A 19,809-nucleotide genomic window follows, 5' to 3' on the forward strand; every position below is an offset into this window, starting at 1 on the left:
AATGACGACCCCTCAAGCCCATCTTGGTAAGGCCCAAGACCGCTCTTTGTGGCGTTACCTGTGGGCCTGGGCCCTGGGGGCTGTGGTGGCACTGTGGATGTTGTTGGCCGGCTTGGCCTATTCCACGGGCTACCACGAGGCCGAAGAAATCAGCGACGGCCTGCTGGTGTCGGCCGCACAAATGTTGCTCAGCCAGCCTTTGGGAGCGCCCGGGCCGGTGCTCGGTGCGTCAAAGCCCCCAGCTGCCCATCAGGCTCAGATGCCCGCTGCCCTCAGCCAACACCCACCGAACGCCTACGTGCCTGAATTTCATGTGGTGATTTGGCAAGATGATCAATTGGTCTGGGACTCGCATGGCGTGCACGCCCAATTGCCAACCCGCTTGGCACTGGGCCACCAAACAATGGGCCTGACGCTGCAGGGCGTCTCGCAAGATTGGCGGGTGTATGTGGCCGAATCGACCGAGGCCTCAGCAGTTCGCCGCGTGGCGGTATTCATGGACCCGGCTCGGCGGGAGGCGCTGGCCGCCGACATTTCCGAACACATTTTGCTGCCCGCGCTGGTGTTTTTGCCACTGGTGGCGTTGATGCTGGCCTCTGCCATACGGCGCGGCCTGCTGCCGCTGCAGCGCTTGTCGGGCAAGATCGCGGCGCTCGATGTCGATGCGGGCCAAACCCTGGTGCCGCAGCAGCCTTATCGGGAACTGGGCGTGACGGTGCAGTCCATCAATGCCTTGGTGCTGCGCCTGCAGGCCCAGATCGTGCGTGAGCGGCGCTTTGCCGCCGACGTGGCCCACGAACTGCGTACCCCCCTGACGGCCTTGGTGCTGCAGGCCCGGCGTGCACGCAAGGGAAGTGGAGGTGCCGAACAAGTCCAAGCTTTGCAGGCGGTAGAGCAGGGCGCTTTGCGTGCCGGGCGTATCCTGTCGCAGCTGCTGGACTTGGCGCGGGCCCAAAGCCTGACGGGTGATGTGTCCGAGCAGGTGGACCTGTGCGCTTTGGCCCTGCGTGTGGTGTCTGAGCATGCGGCGCTGGCCCATGAGCTGGGTCAGGACATTGCGCTCGAAGCGCCACAGCAGCCTCTTGTGCTGCCCGGACAGTCCACTTTGCTAGAGCTGGCCTTGCGCAACCTGGTGGACAACGCCTTGCGCCACAACCCGGCAGGCACCTACGTGGAGGTGCGCGTAGCCCGCGATGCGGCAGGGCAGGTAGCTCTGTCGGTTAGCGACGATGGCGGCGACTTGGGGGATGCCCCCACATCTGGCCCCAACACGGGCCTGGGCATTGGCCTGACTTTGGTCGAGCGCATTGCCCAAAGTCAGGGGGCGCAGTTGGTGCGCGATGGCGGCGCTGCACCTTTTGGCAAGCGTTTTGCGTTGGTTTGGCCTGCGATGGTAGGGCTTTCGGGCAAGGCTTAATGTTGCGATAAGCGTGGATTTTTACAATGCGCTTTGTTCTTTTGTCTTTTGCTGCCCATGACGCCCAATTCTGCCGATCGTTCTCCTTCTGATGCGCCTGCCCGCCGCCCTTGGCACCCCTTGAGTTTGTTGCTGGTGCTGGCCTTGTGGCTCAGCACGGCGGGCAACCTGCCCCTGTGGCGGGCACTGTGGACCTTGACGGACAACCACCACCTGCGCAGTGGCTTGGGATTGCTCGGTTTTGGCTTGATCGTGATGGCGGCCACCACTGTGCTGCTGAGCCTGCTGGTCTGGCCTCGCTGGCGCAAACCCGTGGGTGTGTCGCTCTTGCTGGTGGCGGTAGCCAACAGTTATTTCATGCACACCTATGGTGTGGTGATCGACCCCACCATGATGGCCAACACCGTGCAGACGGATGTGCGCGAAGTGCGCGATTTGTTGTCATGGTCTTTGTTGGTGGCGTTGGCGCTCGGCGTGGTGCTGCCGGGATGGTGGTGGTGGCGTCAGCTCGTGCAAGAACTGCCCACCCGGCGTTTGTTGGTGCGCCAGCTGGGCCTGGCGGGTTTGGCTCTGATGCTCATGCTGGTGGTGGTCTGGGCCTCTTTCCAGGACCTGGCCTCGACCATGCGCAACCACAAATCTCTGCGTTACATGCTCAACCCCTTCAATACCATTTATGCCAGCACACGATTGGTGGTGGGGCAGTCCACGAAGGTCCGCATGCCCTTGCAGACCATCGGCGAAGATGCCTCTTTGGCGAAGGCCTCGGGGGTGTCGCAAAAGCCGCCGCTGATCGTGCTGGTGGTGGGCGAAACCGTGCGAGCTGCTAACTTTGGTTTGGCGGGTTACGAGCGCGACACCACACCACAGCTGCGTCAACTGCAAGGCAGTGGGGAGTTGGCCTACTTTTCCAATGTCACCTCCTGCGGCACCAACACCCAAGTCTCGGTGCCCTGCATGTTTTCGCATCTTGGGCGCGAGGCGAACGCCAAAAACGACATCCCTTATGAAAACCTGCTGGACGTGTTGCAGCGTGCTGGCATGCAGGTGCTGTGGCTGGACAATCAGTCTGGCTGCAAAGGCGTTTGTGACCGCATACCAAACGCCAACACCCGTGAATTGAAAGACCCGGTTTTGTGCCCGGATGGCGAGTGTTTTGACGAAATCATGCTGCGTGTCTTGCCAGAGCGTCTGGCGCAACTCGAAAAAGCGGGTGCTTCGGGGCCTGGCTCAGCGGGCACCGTGGTTGTGTTGCACCAAATGGGCAACCACGGCCCGGCCTATTACAAGCGCACACCGCCCGACATGAAAGTCTTCCAGCCCGAATGCCGCACCAATGTTCTGCAGGACTGTCCATCGCAGGAAATCGTCAACGCCTACGACAACGCGGTGCGTTACACCGACCACCTGCTGTCGCAAACTGTGCGTTGGCTCAAAAGCCAGCCACGGCCAACGGCCATGCTGTACGTCTCAGATCATGGGGAATCGCTCGGCGAAAAAGGCCTGTACTTGCACGGCATGCCTTTCATGATGGCCCCCAAAGAGCAAACCCATGTGCCCATGGCGCTGTGGCTGTCCAAACCCATGCAGTCGCAGCTGGGTTGGGACGGCGCTTGCTGGAAAAAACAGGCGGCCGAGGCGGTCTCGCACGACCACTACTTTCATTCGGTCTTGACACTTGCCCAGGTCAAAACCCGCATGCACAAACCCGAGCTGGATGTTTTCTCGGCTTGCACAAAACGCCCGGACTGAGATATCACACTCAGGCTGACCACCAACGCCAAAGGGCCGACAGCCACACCCCGCCACACAGCAGCAAGCTGAGCAGCACGGCCGCACTGCCCGTGTCCTTGGCGAGCTTGGATTGCTCATGCCACTCGGGTCCCACGCGGTCAATTGCCGCTTCGATGGCTGTGTTGAGTAACTCCACCACCAGCACGGCCACCACCACACCCACCAGCAGCACCACTTCGGTCCAGCTTTGGCCCAGCCACCAGGCGGCAGGCAATATCACGACCCCCAGCATCGCCTCTTGGCGAAAAGCGGGCTCGTGCCATCCGGCGCGTAAACCTTCAATGGAGTAAAAAAAGGCGTGCCAGACGCGGGCCAGTCCTCGGCGTTTGGGCGCTACGGTGTTGTTATCGTTCATGTGCGGGGCAAAATGGTTTTGAGCCGAAAGCTTAAGGTGCCGATGTTAACGGGACCTTATCGCTTTGGCCATGCGCCGCCCTGGGGCTGTGCCCGGCATGGTGAACGCCATGCTCGGGCTGGAGGTCACTCCGCCAGAATTAACGCGGATAAATGCGTGACGCGATGGGTTTGACTGCGTAATTAGGAAGGAAGCGGCAATCTTTGGCTTGCGTCGGATTGAGTTGCTTGCAACGCTGGTCGATGCCCTCAGCCGTTGGTTTTTGACCTTTCACGACCCAGTCGAGGAGCGCATTGAACAGGGGTGGGTAATGTGCATCGCCCCAATAGCTGTGCTCGCTGGAGTCCACATAGGTCTGAACAAGTCGGTCAGCTGTGCCTGCGGCCACCATTTTCTGGCGCAAAGCAGCCTGACCCTCCACAAACACGGTCGAGTCGTTGATGGCGTGGCTGCTGATGACGGGCACAGAGAATCGACCATGGTGGTCCACATCCGCAAAAAACATCGCGGAGGCTTTGGGGTCAGGCTGGAACCGAGGAATACGTGCATTCAATTGGGCATCGTCAGACGAGCCGGCGTATTGCACCTTGGCGTTGCCCAAAGTAGCAGCCCCGTCGTTTTTACTGACAACGTCCCGCAGCGCAAACGTGCCCCAATTCAAATGACTGAGCACAGAGCGTTCAGGCATTTTGAGAACGTCCACAATTGTTTTGAGTTTTTGCGCTTGTTGGGGTGTTCTTTGGGCCGCAGGGGTGGCTGTGCCAAGGCATTCATTGACGCGTTTGGCCAATTCCGCAGGCGTGAGCTTGCTGTCTATGGGTAAACCGATCGACAGAAGATAGGCCGGCTCTGTGGGGAGCGGATGGTTGTTGCACAAGTGTTGGTAAAGAGCCCGGATATCCAGTCGGAAGTCGTAGGTGGTGGGGCCTGCGACCACACCGCTGGTCAACAAAATGCCATCCCAAGACTTCGGAAACATCTCGCCAACGCGAGCGGCCACCATGGCCCCCCAGGATTGCCCGTGCAGCAGCGTTGTGCGCGGCTTGGCCACATGGTCCACAAAAATGCGGCGCACGCGTTCGGTGTCTTCTGCCGCCGTGGTCACGGCAAAGCCACCTTGTCTAAAAACGGATCCCGCCCATGCATGACCTTCTTTGACCGTGATGGCCCAGCGCTTGATGTCCTCGTCGTTGCGTGACGTTTTGGGTGGGCCATAGCTGGGCCCACCATGCGCGTGGACGACCAAAACCCCACTCCATTTGGCGGGCATGACAATGAGGTAATGCGCCGAAGCAGAGTCTTGCCCGCGAAGACATGTTGCACCTGCAGGCACACCTTCAGGACAAACCTTGGAAACGGGCGCCACTTCAGGGATGACTTGGGATGGGCTGACACATGCGGCCAAACTCACGCCCATGAAGGCGGTTGCGACGACACGTGCACAAGTGGAGAAATGGTAAGTCACGGTGAGTGCTTTCATCGAGGGATGGGTTTAAGGGTGGACGGATTTGGGCGTCAAAGTGGCGAGGACCCGTGTTGGTGCATCCTGCCTTCAAGCCCCATGGTATTCGGGTTTCGTGGTGTGAAGTGGTGGCGCAACCGGGGGTCTTCTCTTATTCACGCGCCAAGTTCAGCCCTTCACCCCATCTTTACAAACTGCCGCGCCAGCGTCACCACCACCGGGCCCAGCAACACGGTGAGCAGGGAAGGGAAAACACAGAAGATCAGGGGGATGAGGAGTTTGACGGGGAGTTTGGCGGCGGCCTCTTCGGCGCGCAGGCGGCGTTGGATGCGCATGGCGTCGGCGTAGACGGCCAGTGATTCGGACACGCTGGTGCCAAAGCGGTCAGCCTGGATGAGCATCGAGACCAGGGCGTCGATGTCTTTGAGGTCCACGCGTTGCGACAGGTTGCGCAGCGCTTCAGCCCGCGATGAGCCGGATCGCAGGGCCAGCCCGGTGAGGGCAAATTCTTCATTGAGGACGGGGCGGGCGTAGCGCATTTCGCGGCCCACGCGTTCGATCGCCGCGTCCAGCCCGAGGCCGGCTTGCACGCACAGGCGCAGCAAATCCAATGCGTCCGGAAACGCGTGCAGTAGCGCCAGTTGCCGGCGCTGTATGCGCAGCCGCAGCAGCGCGTCTGGCAGGTAATAACCCAGCCCTGCAGCCACCACCACAAGGGCCATGCGCAGCATGGTGTTGGCCGGCCAGCCTTGGGCATTGAGCACGCTAAAGGCCAGGGCGGGCAGCAGCAGGGTGAGCAAAGTTTTGCTGATGAAGTAAATCTGCAGCGCCACGGGCGAGCGCCAGCCCGCGTGTCCAAAGCGCAGGCGTACAGCAGATGGCGTGTCGCCTTCGCCGCCCGACAGGCCCGATGTCCAGGGGCCCAGCCACAGCAGGCCTGACAACAGTTGGGCTTGGGTCCGATGCCAAGCGCTGCCCGGTGCGGTTTGGCCGTTGATTGGGGTAGGGTTTGCGGCGTTTTGGTCGCGCAGGCGGGCCAGGCGCTCGCGCCCGGGATCGGGCAGCCAGCGGTTGAGCAGGGCCAGGCTCAGCATCACGACCAAGGCGAACACGAGCGCCGCAAAAATCAAGGTGGAAGAGGTCATGGTGCTCACCGACGACAACTTCGCCACCATCGCCCGCGCTGTGCGCGAGGGCAGGGTGGTGTTTGACAACATCAAGAAGACCTTGCTCTTCACCTTGCCCACCAATGTCGGCGAGGCGGGTGTGATCGTGTTGGCGATTTTTTGGGGCGTGGCCCTGCCGGTCACGGCGGGGCAAATTTTGTGGGTCAACCTGATCACGTCGGTGACTTTGTCGCTGGCTTTTGCGTTTGAGCCCGCAGAGGACGGCGTGATGCGCCACGGCCCACGCCCACCGACCGAGCCCTTGCTGACCCGACCTTTGGTGCTGCGCATGGTGTTTGTCAGCTTGCTCATGGTGGCGGTCACGTTCTCGGTATTCGAGTGGGAGCTTTCGCGCGGCAGCAGCCTGGAGCTGGCCCGCACCGCTGCGGTGAACGCGTTGGTGGTCAGCGAGCTGTTTTACCTGTTTCATGCCCGCCACTTCACCCGCTCGGCCTTTCGGCTGGAGACCGTGACAGGCAACCCGGTGGCCATTGGCGTGAGTCTGCTGATGGTGGCGCTGCAGCTGCTGTTCACCTACGCGCCCTTCATGCAAGCGGTGTTCCAGACCCGCGCTCTGGACCTGCTCAGCTGGTCCGTCATCGGCACGCTGGCAGGTGCCTTGTTCTTGTTGATCGAACTCGAAAAAGCGCTGTGGCGCATGTCGGGGGTGAGGCGCATGTGAGGCGCATGCTGGGCGTCCGTCCCGAGTCTTGCCCAAAGCCCTGGTTTTGTAGGAGCCCACCCCGTGGGCGATGAGCGTGTTCCACGCTCGCAAGGTTTGAGCGCAGCCCAACGCTAAGATAGCGCCATGAAAAACCGCCAAATCGCCTCCTTTTCCGTCAGCGCCATCGGCCTGGGCTGCATGAACCTCAGCCACGCTTATGGCGCACCTGTTTCGGCCCAACAGGGCGAGCGTGTGCTGCTCACCGCTCTCGACCAAGGCGTGACGTTTTTTGACACCGCCGCGCTGTACGGCTTTGGAGCCAACGAGACCCTGGTGGGCCAGGTGATGAAGCCACACCGCAACCGCTTCACGCTGGCCAGCAAATGCGGCATGCAGGGCGTAGAACAAAGCGATGGCAGCAAGGTGAGGGTGATCGATGGTCGGCCCGAGGCCATCAAAAAGACCTGCGAAGACGCGCTGCGCCGCTTGCAGACCGATGTGATTGACTTGTATTACCTGCATCGCTGGGACAAGAAAGTACCCATCGAAGACAGCGTGGGCGCTTTGAGCGACTTGGTGCGACAGGGCAAGATCCAGACGATTGGATTGTCGGAGGTGTCGGCTGGCACGCTGCGCAAAGCGCACGCGGTGCACCCGATTGCAGCGCTTCAGACCGAGTATTCGCTGTGGACACGCAACCCCGAGATCGCGGTGCTGCAGGCCTGCCGCGAACTGGGTGTGGCCTTTGTGGCTTTCAGCCCGGTGGCGCGAGGCTTTTTGTGCGGCTCAGCTTTGGATGTGAGCGCTTTTGACGCCAAGGACATTCGCCGCAGCATGCCGCGCTTTACCCCAGACAACTACGCCGCCAACCTGAAGCTCTTGCCCGCCTACCACGCGCTCGCGCAAGAGGCCGGCTGCAGCCCCTCCCAGCTGGCCCTGGCTTGGCTGCTGCACCAGGGCGAAGACATCATCCCCATTCCCGGCACCACCTCGGTGGACCATCTGCTGGACGATTTGGCCTCGGTGGATGTGAAGCTGGATGCGGGTTTGATGGCGCGTTTGGATGCGTTGATCAACCAGCGGACGGTAGCCGGTGACCGCTACAACGCGCAGGCCAACAGTGAGGTGGATACCGAGGTGTTTGGCTGAGTGATCTGTCGTCCTTGGCTTGAGCCGAGGAACCATTTGAGTTGTCATCCTCGGGCTTGCCCCGAGGAGTCATGACTCGATCACTGACCAAGCAAGTGGTTGGTTTTGGTTATGGGGGGGCTGGTTAAGGCTGGAAGCGGACCAAGTTGCAAAGCCATCATTGTCAGGAGTCGACCCATACAGGTCATTTCCAAGCGAGCGAAGCAGTCATTGTGGAGCCTGGCTTTCCGGCAAAGTATCTGTCAGCCAAAAGCAAAAACCGTTCAACTACTGTTCCCAGTTTGTTGTCTCGTCAAAATTTCCAACGGGCTTTAGACGAATATTCTTATTGAGATGCCATGTGCATGGCAAAGGCCCGTACCTTCGCGGATTGGCGTCTTTGCGGTGGGCTGACCAAGTGAATCGGCAAAGAGGGAGCCGGCCAGTTGGGCAGCAGCACCTGCAACTCCCCACTGGCCACCTCGTCCTCGAACAGCCAAGTGGGCGAATAGCCAATGCCCATGCCTGACAGCACGGAGGCTCGTATCACTTCGCTGCTATTGGTTTGCAGGTTACCTTGTGCACGGATGGTGACCTGGGTGCCTTCTTCTGCGAGTGCACCTGGGCCTGCCGTGAACGTCCAGACGTTCTGTGTAGCAAGCTCCGAATAGACAATGCAGTTGTGCTGTAAAAGGTCTTGCGGTACCTGTGGCACCTTCAGGCCATCCGGTAACGAATCCAAATATTGGCGACTCGCAATCAACATGCGCTGTGTGGTTCCAATCCGATTGGCCACCAAAGAGCTGTCGGCCAGTTCGCCAATTCGAACAGCCACATCGATGCCTTCTTCCACCAAATCAATGAATCCATCGCTCAACCTCAGGTCGATTTTGACTTTGGGGTGAGCAGCCAGAAAACGCTTCACCAACGGCAAGAGTTTGAGTCGTCCGTAGCCCACCGAAGCGGCCACCCGCAGCCAGCCACTCAATTCTTGTTCGCTTTGAAATACTGCTGATTCGGCTTCTGCAATTTCTGCGACCAAACGCCTCGCCTGAAAAAAGTAGCGTTCGCCTGCCTCGGTCAAAGCCAATGACCGTGTGGTGCGACTCAGCAACTGAGCCCCCAGCTCGCGCTCAAGCGTGGCCACTTGTTTGCTCACACGGCTCTGCGTGGTTTGGGTCTCCCGCGCCACTGCAGAAAAACTGCCCGCTTCCACCACCCGAACAAACGCCTGCATTGCGCTCAATCGATCCATTAAACGCCCTTATTCATGCTCATTTGGAATGAATGTTAGTCCGATATCACGCCTAGTGCAATCGATCAAAAGCATCAACACTGCATGCATTCCACTGATAACCAGACGCATGAGACCTTTGCCATGACCACAAGCCCGATGCAGACAAAACATCACGAGCGCCACCAATTCGCCAAAGGTATCGCGGTGGGGCTGATCGCCGCCAGCATTGGTGCGCTTTACACCGTGTTTGCCCGTTGGGGCATGGCACAAGGTCTGTCTTCACCTGATCTCACGGTGCTGCGGTTTGGCGTAGCGGGTTTCCTCATGCTGCCAGTCATCGTCGTCGCCTGCCGACGTGATGTGGCCCAGTTCACGACCCGTTGGCGGGTATGGTTGCTGGTGGCGCTGTTGGCGGGCACGCCATTTGGGTTACTGATGTTCGGTGCTTTGCAGTTCGCGCCCCCCAGTCATGCCGCCGTGTTCCCGTTCACCGCCATGAGCGTGATGGGGATGGTCTTAGGCGCGGTGGTGCTGGGTGACCGCATGACCCTGCGCCGAGTCGCGGGCATTGCTGTCGTGCTGGCAGGCTTGGTCCTCGTGTCTGGGGTTGAGGCTTCGAGCCTCACACTGCGGGCATCGATCGGCGACGCCATGTTCCTTGCGGCCGGGACCTTATGGGCAGGCTTTGGCATCGTGCTGCGCAAGCACCGACTCGACCCCTTAATCGCCACCGCGGTGATCTCGATCAGCGCATTGTTCACTTATGTGCCTGCTTATTTTTGGTTCACCGGGGGACAGGGTCTGGTTTTGGTTGCTCCCTTTGTTTTTTGGACAGAGGTGCTGGTACAAGGCGTGATTGCAGGAGCAGGCACGCTTTACACCTATTCCAAAATGGTGTCCTTACTCGGCCCTTCCCGCGCAGCTGTGTTTCCTGCTTTGGCGCCTGGCTTGGCCGCATTGATGGCTTGGCCAGTCCTTGGACATGTGCCCGCCCCCATGGAAACCATGGGGCTGGTATTGGTCATGACAGGGCTGATCGTTGCTGTGACAACATCCTTAGGTTCAGCTCAAAAGTCTTGAATGCCAAATTAAAGGCAATGACCGCTTTACGCCGTTATCAGCAGGCCAGTGGACTTTTCCGACGTCCGCAACCGCTGCAGTCCAGACCTTCGCCCTTGTAAGTCGCCTAAAGGCGGCGGACATCCCTGGGCTGGGGCATTTTTTGGCACCTGCCATTTGCGGACGTTCATGAAATATTTCTGAACCAGTCCATCGATTGTCGGTACCGAGAGCGAGGTGCCATAGAAGGTTTGGATGGCTGCCTTCGCGGTCGTCCGTGACTTCGGTGAGCTGTGTGCACCATCGCACCGACACGCAGCCACTGTCACAGGCAATATGTCTTTGTGGATCGCTTGACGTTAACGGGTCAGTCCGTTGGCGGGTCATTGCACTTTGGCACCCTGACGACAAACCCCTCCAGACAAGGAACCCCCAAATGAAAACGCCAACACGCAGACGCTTTATCGAAATCACGCCCTTTGCAGGTCTTGTACTGTTGGCCGCTTGCTCGCCCAAAGTCGAACCACAGAGTGTGCAGATGGCGACCACGCCCGCCCCGAATCCGCCACCCGCGGCCGCTGCAGCACCATCAAAGACGGCCATCAATCTTCCAATGCTCGAAATAGGCGATGCCCAAGCCGTGGTGTTTGGCTATGTGGACGACGCCACCCAAGCGGACAAGGTGAAATTCACAAACTACGTGTCTGGGAGTGCTTGCAGCAACTGCGCGTTGTTCCAAGGCGAGGCAGGCGATGTCGCAGGTGGATGCCCTCTCTTTGTTGGCAAGCATGTGGCGGCAAAGGGTTGGTGCACGTCTTGGGCCAAAAAGGCCTGAGCCACCCAAAGAAGGTCATCCGTGTCCATCAGATCACCATGACTCATTGGCGACGCCTTTCCCTCCTTTCGCTGTTGCTTGCAGCGCTGACACTCGGTGGATGCCAAACCACCACCAGTGGTGGCTCGGTCGGCACAGACCGTCAACAGCTCCTTCTGGTTTCGTCCCAGCAGCTTGAACAGATGGCTGCGCAAAGTTACAGCAAGTTGACTTCCGAAGCCGCTGCAAAAGGCATCCTCAATACCGATGCTTCGATGCTTCGATGCTTCGATGCTGCGGCGCCTTCGTGCCATTGCCCAAAGAATTGAACCCCAGACAAAAATTTTTCGCCCCGACGTGCCCAATTGGAAATGGGAAGTCAACATGATCAACAGCAGTGAACTCAATGCATTCTGTATGCCGGGTGGAAAAATTATTTTTTACTCAGGCCTGATCCGGCAACTGAATCTGACCGATGAAGAAATAGCAGTGGTGATGGGGCATGAAATTTCGCATGCATTGAGGGAACACTCACGCGAACAGGTCTCACAGGCATTGGCTGCACAATCTGCCATAGGACTGGGCGCTGCACTGTTCGGTTTTGGCCAAGGTGCTGCTGACATTGCAGGAGTCCTGTACCAGTCTCTCGTTGCTACCCGTTTCAGCCGGACCGATGAGAATGAAGCCGATCGCATGGGCCTGGAACTCTCAGCGCGGGCTGGTTATGACCCGCGCGCAGGGGTCACGCTGTGGCAGAAAATGATCAAAGCCAACAGTGGCGGCAGCCCCCCCGTATTTTTAAGCAGTCACCCAACAGAGGCCAGCCGCGTGCAGCAAATCGAAGAACTGCTGCCGACGGTCTTGCCTTTGTACAAAGCCGCTCGCCGAGACTGAGACTGACATGACAAGGGCCCCGAAGGGCCCTTGCTTTTGTGGGATTCGCTCAGCCAGCGTCAGGCTGCCGACCCGGCGCCGCTTTTTGAAAGGCCTCCAGTTCCATACAAGCCTTTTCCACCGCCATGATGTGTGGCCATTGCGTCAGGTCCACATTGAAGCGGCGAGCGCTTTCAACTTGGGGGATCAAATACACATCGGCCAGCGTCGGGGTGTCGCCAAAGCTGAAGCGGCCACGCTGCGTGTCAGCCGAGATCAGGGCTTCGTAGGCGTCAAAGCTTGCGCTGATCCAAGTGGCGCACCAGGCGTTGATGGCGTCTTCGTTGGCGCCGAATTGTTTGCGCAGCGTTTGCAAAACGCGGCGGTTGTTGAGAGGGTGGATGTCACAACCCACCATGGCCGCCAGCGCGCGCACATGGGCGCGGTCGTCAGCGCCTACAGGCAGGAGGGCGGGCGTGGGGTGTTTTTCTTCCAACCATTCGATGATGGCGGGTGACTGGATCAGCACCTGCTTGCCCGTGTCGAGCGCGGGCACCATTTGCTGGGGGTTGACCGACTTGAAGGCGTCGCCTTGCTGTTCATCGACCCGCAGGTCCACCGCCACGTAGTCGGTGGCGATGCCTTTGAGGTTGAGCGCAATGCGCAGGCGGTGCGAGGTGCCGCTTCTGAAAAAACTGTAGAGCTTCATGTTGTTGAGGGGCTGGTGGTTTCAATGGGAATGGATCGCTTCGTGCCTCGCGATGACATGGCTTTTTGCGTCACTGCGGGGAGCGCAGCGATGAGGCGATCTGTGAATTGCTTCGTGCTTCGCGTCGACACTGCTTGTTGTGTCACTGCGAGGAGCGCAGCGACGTGGCAGTCTATGGATTGCTTCGTACTTCACAATGACATTTTTCTCCTGCCTCATCGCCACGCGTTCTTTATGCTGCAGCGCCGATGTGCAGCGCGATCTCGGCCACGCCTTCGACGCGGCCTGTGATTTTGTCACCAGTGACCACGGGGCCCACGCCTTCCGGGGTCCCGGTGTAGATCAGGTCGCCAGGCTGCAGGTGGTAGTAGGTGGACAGGTCGGCGATGATTTCGCGGATGTTCCAGATCAGCTTGTCGACGTTGGACGACTGCTTGGTGACGCCATTGACTTCGAGGGCAATGGTGCCGTTCTCGATCACCACGCCGGGCATGGGCACGATTTCGGAGCAGGCCGAGCCTTGCTCGATGTCCTTGCCCGTGTCCCACGGGCGGCCTTTGTCACGCGCCACCAGCTGCAGGTCGCGGCGGGTCATGTCCAGGCCTGCACCGTAGCCATAGACCAGTTCATGCGCGTTGGCTTCGCTCACGCGAAAACCTTCTTTGCCAATGGCCAGCACCAGTTCCATCTCGAAGTGGTAGTTGTTGGTGCGGGGTGGGTAGTCGACGGTCGCGCCACTTTCCACAAGGGTCTGCGGCGACTTGGTGAAGTAAAACGCCTGCTCGACGCTTTTGTCGACAGGGCGGCCCATCTCCACAGCGTGCGCATGGTAGTTGCGGCCCACGCAGAAGATGCGGTTGACAGGGAAGCGCTCTTGTTGGCCACGGATGGGCAGTGAGGCTATGGTGGGCGGGGTGAAGAGGTAAGTCGTCATGGTTTGGTGATGTGTGTGTTGTAGGAGCGGTCTCCGACCGCGAAGGTTTTCGCGGTCGGAGACCGTTCCTACGAAGAGGTGATCAGCTGCGGTTTTTATTCGTGCCGAGTTGGCGATGCTTGGGTGATGTGTGTGTGCAGATGTTTGTGGTGTAGGAGCGGTCTCTGACCGCGATGGTTTTCGCGGTCGCAGACCGCTCCTACGAAGAGGTGGTTCAGCCGCGGTTTTTATTCATGCCGAGTTGGCGATGCTTGGGTGATGTGTGTGTGCAAATGTTTGTGGTGTAGGAGCGGTCTCTGACCGCGATGGTTTTCGCGGTCGCAGACCGCTCCTACAAGGCAGTGAGGTTTGTTCGCGGTCGCAGACCGCTCCTACGAAGAGGTGGATCAACCCCGGTTTTCGTAAACGCCCAACTTGCGGTGCAGGGGCGATTCGTCGGCGATGAAGATGAAGGCGTGTTGGTCGGCGTTCAGGTTGGTCAGCGTCACAGCTTCGTAGCCGGGCGCGCAGCAGGTGTCGGCCTCAAGCAGGGTGAAGGTGCTGGCCACAATTTGCGCTTGCACCGCGCCTTCAATCACATGGAAGACTTGAGCGGGCGATCGAGCTGGCAAACGCAGGGTCTGGCCGGGGCGCAGCATCAGGGCGTAAAAACCCAAGATGTTTTCCGCATCGCCACCCGTCTCGGGGTTGGTGTAGGTCACTTGCACCTGCTCCAAGCCCGCATCGTCAGAGGCCAGTGATTCGAGCGCGGCTTTGACGTCTTTCCAGGCGTAGCGCAGCATGGGGTAGGCCTTCTTGCTGCGCTCAAACACATGTGAGGGCACCACGCCGCCACGGGCGTATTGCTTGTCGCCTTGCCCCGGCACCACGGTCTGGCGGTCGCCGTTGATGTGGTAGCTGGCCTCCATGTAATAAACCAGAGGCAGGTCCAGCACATCCAGCCAGATCACAGGCTCGGTGCCGTCGTGGCCGTGCTCGTGCCACAGGCCGGTAGGCGTCAGGATCAGGTCGCCCCGGCTCATGGGGCATTTCGCGCCGTCTACTGTGGTCCAAGCGCCTTCGCCTTCCACCACCATGCGCACCGCGTTGGGTGTGTGGCGGTGGCTGGGGGCCCATTCGCCGGGCATGAGCAGCTGCATGCCCAAATACATGGCTGCTGAGGCCTGCATTTTGTCCAGGCCGTGGCCGGGGTTGGCCAGCACCAGTACGCGGCGCTCGGCTTTTTCAATCGGGGTCAGCTCGCCCGCCTTGAGCAAGAGCGGCTTGATGTCCTTGTAGGCCCAGCAGGTGGGCTGGGTCTGGCGGGTGGGCACCTTGGGGGGCAGCACGCCGCGCAGGCTGGGCCACAGGGGCACCAAGTTCACATTGCGCAGGTCCTGCACATAGTCTGCGGGCAGGTCTTCGATTCGGCCGAGGTCGTTCATGTCCTTGTCCTTTCAAGCGGGGGTCAAGAGGGCGTCATGGCGAGCGCAGCGCGGCAATCCATGGATCGCCACGTCGCTACGCTCCTCGCGATGACGGGGGTGATGGATCGCCGCGTCGCTTCGCTCCTCGCGATGACGGGGGTGATGGATCGCCACGTCGCTACGCTCCTCGCGATGACGGTGGTGATGGATCGCCACGTCGCTTCGCTCCTCGCGATGACGGTGGTGATGGATCGCCGCGTCGCTTCGCTTCTCGCGATGACGGTGTGGGGGTGCGGTGCTGGTTCTTTCGTCATTGCGAGCGAAGCGCGGCAATCCATGGATCGCCACGTCGCTACGCTCCTCGCGATGACGGTGGTGATGGATCGCCACGTCGCTACGCTCCTCGCGATGCCGGGGGTGATGGATCGCCACGCCACTTCGCTCCTCACCATGACCGAGTGGGCATGGTTTGACGCAGTGGGGGGCGGTGACGGTCGTGGAGTCTTCATGTCATCGGGGGTGTTGTGCGGCGTCGAGGCAGTTGCCCACGTTCCAGCCATACAGCCATTCCATCGCATCATAAAAGCGCTCGGGGCTGCGGCCGCGCCACAGGTCGTTGCGCACCAGGCGCTCGACGCCTTTTGCGTGGTAGATACGGCCCATCTCGCGGCTGGACAGCACGATGCGGGCGGTGCGGGCCACACGGGCGCGTTGGTACATGTCCAGTGCTTGGGGCCAGTCGTTGCTGTGCACACGCAGGGCTTCGCCCAAGGTGACGGCGTCTTCCATGGCCATGCAGGCGCCTTGGGCCATGTACTGCGTGGTGGGGTGAGCGGCGTCGCCCAGCAGGGTCACGCGGCCATGGGTCCATTGGCCAATCGGCTCGCGGTCGGCCGTGGCCCAGCGTTTCCAGGTCTTGGGCAGGTCGATCAGCTGGCGGGCTTTGGGGCAAATGCCTTGGAAGTAGCTTTGTACTTCTTCTTTGCTGCCGTCTTTGACTCCCCATTCCTCTTGCTCGCGGCTGTGGAAGGTCACGACCACGTTGTACTGCTCGCCACCACGCAGGGGGTAGTGCACCAGGTGGCAGTTGGGGCCCACCCATATGGCGGCGGCGTTCCATTGCAGGTCTTGCGGAAAGTCCTTTTTGTCGACCACGGCGCGGTAGACCACATGGCCTGTCACGCGGGCCGGATCGCCCACAAACTGCTCGCGCACCACCGATTTGACGCCGTCGGCCCCGATCAGGGCGCAGCCTTGGAAGGCTTTGCCGTTTTGGTCCCACACGGTCACGCTGCTGTCGTCCTGCTCAATGCGCTCGACACGGGTGCTGGTGTGAAATTGCACTTGCCCGGTTTCTTGCGCCGCTTCGAGCAAGGACAAATGCACATCGGCACGGTGGATCACGGCATAGGGGTTGCCAAAGCGCTGGCGGAATTTTTCATCCGTGGGGATCTTGCCGACCTGGTACTCGTCGAGCGCGTCGTGCATCACCATGTAATCGGTGTAGACCGCACGGCCACGGGCCTTGTCACCGACGCCCAACGCGTCAAAGGCATGAAAGCCGTTGGGTCCAATTTGGATGCCCGCGCCAATCTCGCCGATTTCGGGGGCTTGCTCCAGCACGGTGACGGCAAAGCCTTGGCGCACCAGTGCCAAAGCAGCGGCCAGGCCGCCGATGCCACCGCCTGCGACCAGGACGGGGAGGGTGTTTTGCAAAGGGATCATGGGGGTTCCTGGCGTGGGGGGGGGCAGTCAAAGGTCGAACAGGGATTCGATAAGTATACTTATTAAATGCCAGATTAGCCAGACGTCATTTCGAATCGGAAATCAAAGACCTGTGGGCATCTGGCCTTTCGCGGTCCCGACGACTTGCGTGGTTATATTCACGGCTTACCTGAAAGACATGCCGTGCTCTTACTCATCGTATTGCTCCCCCTTTTGCTGGGCACCCTGGCCACGTTTTGGCTGGGTTCCCGCTCACGACTGCTGACCGCTTGTGCGGCGGGCGCCGTCACGGCCACCAGTTTGGGCCTGTTGCTGTCCATGGCCCCGGCCGTGCTGGCGGGCGAGACGGTCATGAACGCCTGGCCTTGGGTGCCCGAGATCGGGCTGAACCTGACGTTCCGGCTCGACGGCTTGTCAATGATGTTCGCGGGCCTGATCCTGTTCATTGGGCTGATGATCATTTTGTATGCGCACTATTACCTGAGCGCCAAGGATTCGGCGGGCAAGTTCTACAGCGAGATGATGCTGTTCATGGCCGCCATGCTGGGCGTGGTGCTGTCGGACAACTTGCTGCTCTTGGTGGTGTTCTGGGAGCTGACCAGCGTCTCGTCGTTCCTGTTGGTGGGTTACTGGAGCTACCGACCAGACGCCCGCGCTGGGGCCCGTCAGGCATTGGCGGTGACGGGCGGCGGCGGCCTGGCCATGCTGGGGGGATTTGTGCTCCTGGGCCAGATTGCAGGCACGTACGAACTCAGTGAAATGCTGGGCAACGTGGCGGCCATTCAAGCCGATCCGATGTTCTTGCCCGCGCTGCTGCTGATTTTGCTGGGGGCCTTCACCAAGAGCGCGCAGTTCCCCTTCCATTTTTGGCTGCCCGATGCGATGGCTGCGCCCACGCCCGTGTCGGCCTACCTGCACTCGGCCACCATGGTCAAGGCTGGGGTGTTTTTGCTCATGCGCATGTACCCGGTGCTGGCTGGCTCGGGTTATTTCGAGGCGATTGTCACCACGGTGGGCCTGATCACCGTGTTGTTCGCGGCCTTCATCGCCATCTTCAAGCACGACCTCAAGGGCCTTTTGGCTTACTCCACCGTCAGCCACTTGGGCCTGATCACCTTTTTGGTGGGCCTGGGCTCGCCGCTGGCCGCTGTGGCGGCGGTGTTCCATGTGCTCAACCACGCCACCTTCAAGGCCTCGCTGTTCATGATCGCGGGCATCGTGGACCACGAAACCCATTCGCGCGACATGCGCAAGCTCGGCGGCCTGTGGTCGCTCATGCCCTGGACGGCCACGCTGTCCATGGTCGCGGCCGCGTCCATGGCGGGCGTGCCTTTGACCAACGGTTTCTTGTCCAAAGAGATGTTTTTCACCGAAGCCGTGGTCGGCACCTCTGGGGCGTTCGCTTGGCTGGTGCCCGCGCTGGTGACTTTGGCCGGGGTCTGCAGCGTGGCTTATTCGCTGCGCTTTGTGCACGACACGTATTTCAATGGTCCGCTGGGCGATGTGCCCAACACCCACCCGCACGAGCCGCCGCTGGGCATGAAGCTGCCCGCCATGCTGCTGGTCACGCTGTGCATCGTGGTGGGGGTGTTGCCCGCGCTCACGCTGGGCCCGCTGGTCGATGTGGCGGCCACAGCCTTGGCTGGCAAGCCGCTGCCCGAATACCACTTGGCCATCTGGCACGGCTTCAACCTGCCCCTGCTCATGAGCGCGATCGCGCTGGTGGTGGGCATTGCGCTGTACCTGATGCTGGCCAAAAACAAGCGCCTGCACCGCATCGAGTCCGAGGCCTGGTTTGGCCGCGCCACCGGTCGCCAGATGTTTGAAGGTCTGGTTGACGGCCTGTTTGTGCTGGCTGCGCGCGTCACCACGCGCCTGGAAAACGGCTCACTTCAAAGCTACATCGCCTGGATGCTGGGCGGTGTGGTGCTGGTGGTGGGCTGGCCCCTGCTGAGCAGCGGCATTGGCACCGGGCCGCGCGAGCTGCTGCCCGCATCGCCCCTGGCCATCATGATCTGGTTGCTGCTGGGCGCGGTCAGCTTGGCACTGGCGCTGCAGCACAACAAGCGCTTTCAAGCGGTGGTGCTGGTCGGCGTGGTGGGCTTGGTCACATCGCTCACGTTTGTCAGCCTCTCCGCCCCTGATTTGGCCCTGACCCAGTTGTCGGTCGAGGTGGTCTCCACCGTCTTGCTGCTCATGGGCCTGGCTTTGCTGCCCCAGCATTCGCCAAGCGAGTCGAGCAGCACCCGGCGCGCACGCGACGCGGCGCTGGCGCTGGCCGCAGGTGCGGGCATGGCCTGGTTGACCTGGGTGTTTGTCACCCGTGAATACAGCTCGATTTCCTGGTTCTTCCTCGACAAGTCGATTCCGGTGGGCGGTGGCTCCAACGTGGTCAACGTGATCCTGGTGGACTTCAGGGGCTACGACACCTTTGGCGAGATCACGGTGTTGGGCATAGCCGCCATTGGCGTGCTGGCCCTGATGGAGGGCATGCGCACGCGCCGCCCCACACAAGACAGCGATGGCCGCACTTGGACCTTTGCCGCCCAACCCCTGATGCTGCGCGTGGCCGCCGGGGTGGTGTTGCCAGTGGCCTTGGTGTTCACCATTTACATCTTCATGCGTGGGCACAACATGCCCGGTGGCGGCTTCATTGCGGGTTTGATCACCGCTGTGGCACTGGTGCTGCAGTTCATGTCCATGGGGCAAGCCAAGGCCGAGTACCTGCTGCGCGGTCAGGGTGGGCGACGCTTTGTGAAGTGGATCGGCTCGGGCCTGGGCATTGCCGGGCTGACTGGCGTGGGCGCCTTTGTCTGGGGCCGCCCCTTCTTGACCAGTGCACACGGCAACCCGGTGGTGCCGGTGCTGGGTGAACTGCCACTGGCCTCGGCCGCCTTGTTTGACTTGGGTGTCTACCTGGTGGTGGTGGGCGCAACCTTGTTGACCATCTCGGTGCTGGGCACCGTGACCCGCGAAGCGCCGGGATCGCCTGCGCGTCCCCAGGGGGCCGCATGATGGCCGCCACTTTTTTGTTCAGCGTTTTCAGCCGCAGCAAGGACCTCTCAT

At 60.6% G+C, this 19,809-nt stretch carries 18 protein-coding genes; 9 read left to right on the plus strand and 9 right to left on the minus strand.

Annotated features, from left to right (window positions below; genetic code table 11):
• Position 1 precedes the first annotated feature (1 nt).
• Both B9Z50_RS05380 and B9Z50_RS05385 read left to right on the plus strand, forming a co-directional pair.
• Positions 2–1,417: a histidine kinase dimerization/phospho-acceptor domain-containing protein gene (locus B9Z50_RS05380; RefSeq protein WP_158270632.1), complete on the plus strand. Its 1,416-nt coding sequence runs from the start codon at positions 2–4 to the stop codon at positions 1,415–1,417.
• A 57-nt stretch (positions 1,418–1,474) separates the two neighbouring features.
• Positions 1,475–3,169, plus strand: coding sequence for a phosphoethanolamine transferase (locus tag B9Z50_RS05385; protein ID WP_108363573.1), 1,695 nt, complete (start codon positions 1,475–1,477; stop codon positions 3,167–3,169).
• Positions 3,170–3,179: 10 nt separating this feature from the next.
• Here the strand turns inward: B9Z50_RS05385 and B9Z50_RS05390 are convergent, their stop codons facing one another.
• The 3 genes from B9Z50_RS05390 to B9Z50_RS05400 form a co-directional block, all read right to left on the minus strand.
• A complete protein-coding gene (locus B9Z50_RS05390; RefSeq protein ID WP_062404256.1) occupies positions 3,180–3,566 on the minus strand; it encodes a diacylglycerol kinase in 387 nt (128 codons plus the stop codon).
• A 139-nt stretch (positions 3,567–3,705) separates the two neighbouring features.
• A complete protein-coding gene (locus tag B9Z50_RS05395) occupies positions 3,706–4,836 on the minus strand; it encodes a hypothetical protein (protein WP_199221672.1) in 1,131 nt (376 codons plus the stop codon).
• A 368-nt stretch (positions 4,837–5,204) separates the two neighbouring features.
• Positions 5,205–6,173, minus strand: a complete 969-nt coding sequence (locus tag B9Z50_RS05400) for a type II secretion system F family protein (protein WP_158270633.1) — start codon at positions 6,171–6,173, stop codon at positions 5,205–5,207.
• On the opposite strand from B9Z50_RS05400, the gene B9Z50_RS05405 reads away from it, so the two are divergent.
• A complete protein-coding gene (locus B9Z50_RS05405) occupies positions 6,172–6,876 on the plus strand; it encodes a cation transporting ATPase C-terminal domain-containing protein (RefSeq protein ID WP_108363575.1) in 705 nt (234 codons plus the stop codon). The genes B9Z50_RS05400 and B9Z50_RS05405 overlap by 2 nt on opposite strands.
• A gap of 126 nt (positions 6,877–7,002) precedes the next feature.
• Positions 7,003–8,007 (plus strand): aldo/keto reductase, encoded by a 1,005-nt coding sequence (locus B9Z50_RS05410; RefSeq protein ID WP_108362676.1) that lies wholly within the window; start codon positions 7,003–7,005, stop codon positions 8,005–8,007.
• Between the two features lie 325 nt (positions 8,008–8,332).
• Here the strand turns inward: B9Z50_RS05410 and B9Z50_RS05415 are convergent, their stop codons facing one another.
• On the minus strand, positions 8,333–9,241 hold the full coding sequence (locus B9Z50_RS05415; RefSeq protein WP_108362677.1) for a LysR family transcriptional regulator: 909 nt from the start codon (positions 9,239–9,241) through the stop codon (positions 8,333–8,335).
• 123 nt (positions 9,242–9,364) lie between these two features.
• On the opposite strand from B9Z50_RS05415, the gene B9Z50_RS05420 reads away from it, so the two are divergent.
• From B9Z50_RS05420 to B9Z50_RS17910, 4 genes are all read left to right on the plus strand, one after another.
• Positions 9,365–10,303, plus strand: coding sequence for a DMT family transporter (locus B9Z50_RS05420; RefSeq protein ID WP_158270634.1), 939 nt, complete (start codon positions 9,365–9,367; stop codon positions 10,301–10,303).
• Between the two features lie 415 nt (positions 10,304–10,718).
• On the plus strand, positions 10,719–11,117 hold the full coding sequence (locus B9Z50_RS05425) for a high-potential iron-sulfur protein (RefSeq protein ID WP_233249780.1): 399 nt from the start codon (positions 10,719–10,721) through the stop codon (positions 11,115–11,117).
• On the plus strand, positions 11,099–11,425 hold the full coding sequence (locus tag B9Z50_RS17905; protein WP_233249781.1) for a hypothetical protein: 327 nt from the start codon (positions 11,099–11,101) through the stop codon (positions 11,423–11,425). Before B9Z50_RS05425 ends, B9Z50_RS17905 begins: the two co-directional genes overlap by 19 nt.
• A 55-nt stretch (positions 11,426–11,480) precedes the next feature.
• Positions 11,481–11,990, plus strand: coding sequence for a M48 family metallopeptidase (locus tag B9Z50_RS17910; protein ID WP_233249782.1), 510 nt, complete (start codon positions 11,481–11,483; stop codon positions 11,988–11,990).
• Between the two features lie 49 nt (positions 11,991–12,039).
• On the opposite strand, the gene maiA is transcribed toward B9Z50_RS17910, so the two are convergent.
• The 5 genes from maiA to B9Z50_RS05455 all read right to left on the minus strand — a co-directional run bounded on the left by maiA (position 12,040) and on the right by B9Z50_RS05455 (position 16,743).
• Positions 12,040–12,678, minus strand: a complete 639-nt coding sequence (gene maiA / locus B9Z50_RS05435; protein ID WP_108362679.1) for a maleylacetoacetate isomerase — start codon at positions 12,676–12,678, stop codon at positions 12,040–12,042.
• Between the two features lie 232 nt (positions 12,679–12,910).
• Complete coding sequence (locus tag B9Z50_RS05440; RefSeq protein WP_108362680.1) at positions 12,911–13,612, minus strand: fumarylacetoacetate hydrolase family protein; 702 nt, start codon at positions 13,610–13,612, stop codon at positions 12,911–12,913.
• Positions 13,613–13,998: 386 nt separating this feature from the next.
• Positions 13,999–15,036, minus strand: coding sequence for a cupin domain-containing protein (locus B9Z50_RS05445; protein ID WP_108362681.1), 1,038 nt, complete (start codon positions 15,034–15,036; stop codon positions 13,999–14,001).
• Positions 15,037–15,048: 12 nt separating this feature from the next.
• Entirely contained in the window at positions 15,049–15,450 is a 402-nt protein-coding gene (locus B9Z50_RS05450) for a hypothetical protein (protein ID WP_146183168.1), read from the minus strand.
• 78 nt (positions 15,451–15,528) lie between these two features.
• Entirely contained in the window at positions 15,529–16,743 is a 1,215-nt protein-coding gene (locus B9Z50_RS05455; protein WP_108362683.1) for a 3-hydroxybenzoate 6-monooxygenase, read from the minus strand.
• Positions 16,744–16,926: 183 nt separating this feature from the next.
• Here B9Z50_RS05455 and B9Z50_RS05460 point away from each other — a divergent pair, with 183 nt between their 5' ends.
• Positions 16,927–19,758, plus strand: a complete 2,832-nt coding sequence (locus B9Z50_RS05460) for a monovalent cation/H+ antiporter subunit A (RefSeq protein ID WP_108362684.1) — start codon at positions 16,927–16,929, stop codon at positions 19,756–19,758.
• The last annotated feature ends 51 nt before the right edge of the window (positions 19,759–19,809 follow it).

It is taken from the genome of Limnohabitans sp. Bal53 (assembly GCF_003063355.1).
Taxonomy (GTDB): Bacteria; Pseudomonadota; Gammaproteobacteria; order Burkholderiales; family Burkholderiaceae_C; genus Limnohabitans_A.

Bases quoted from the DNA above. Each gene is read 5' to 3' on its own strand.
- B9Z50_RS05380 (WP_158270632.1), top strand. From the start codon at position 2: ATGACGACCCCTCAAGCCCATCTTGGTAAGGCCCAAGACCGCTCTTTG.
- B9Z50_RS05385 (WP_108363573.1), top strand. From the start codon at position 1,475: ATGACGCCCAATTCTGCCGATCGTTCTCCTTCTGATGCGCCTGCCCGC.
- B9Z50_RS05390 (WP_062404256.1), bottom strand. From the start codon at position 3,566: ATGAACGATAACAACACCGTAGCGCCCAAACGCCGAGGACTGGCCCGC.
- B9Z50_RS05395 (WP_199221672.1), bottom strand. From the start codon at position 4,836: ATGCCCGCCAAATGGAGTGGGGTTTTGGTCGTCCACGCGCATGGTGGG.
- B9Z50_RS05405 (WP_108363575.1), top strand. From the start codon at position 6,172: ATGGTGCTCACCGACGACAACTTCGCCACCATCGCCCGCGCTGTGCGC.
- B9Z50_RS05400 (WP_158270633.1), bottom strand. From the start codon at position 6,173: ATGACCTCTTCCACCTTGATTTTTGCGGCGCTCGTGTTCGCCTTGGTC.
- B9Z50_RS05410 (WP_108362676.1), top strand. From the start codon at position 7,003: ATGAAAAACCGCCAAATCGCCTCCTTTTCCGTCAGCGCCATCGGCCTG.
- B9Z50_RS05415 (WP_108362677.1), bottom strand. From the start codon at position 9,241: ATGGATCGATTGAGCGCAATGCAGGCGTTTGTTCGGGTGGTGGAAGCG.
- B9Z50_RS05420 (WP_158270634.1), top strand. From the start codon at position 9,365: ATGACCACAAGCCCGATGCAGACAAAACATCACGAGCGCCACCAATTC.
- B9Z50_RS05425 (WP_233249780.1), top strand. From the start codon at position 10,719: ATGAAAACGCCAACACGCAGACGCTTTATCGAAATCACGCCCTTTGCA.
- B9Z50_RS17910 (WP_233249782.1), top strand. From the start codon at position 11,481: ATGATCAACAGCAGTGAACTCAATGCATTCTGTATGCCGGGTGGAAAA.
- maiA (WP_108362679.1), bottom strand. From the start codon at position 12,678: ATGAAGCTCTACAGTTTTTTCAGAAGCGGCACCTCGCACCGCCTGCGC.
- B9Z50_RS05440 (WP_108362680.1), bottom strand. From the start codon at position 13,612: ATGACGACTTACCTCTTCACCCCGCCCACCATAGCCTCACTGCCCATC.
- B9Z50_RS05445 (WP_108362681.1), bottom strand. From the start codon at position 15,036: ATGAACGACCTCGGCCGAATCGAAGACCTGCCCGCAGACTATGTGCAG.
- B9Z50_RS05455 (WP_108362683.1), bottom strand. From the start codon at position 16,743: ATGATCCCTTTGCAAAACACCCTCCCCGTCCTGGTCGCAGGCGGTGGC.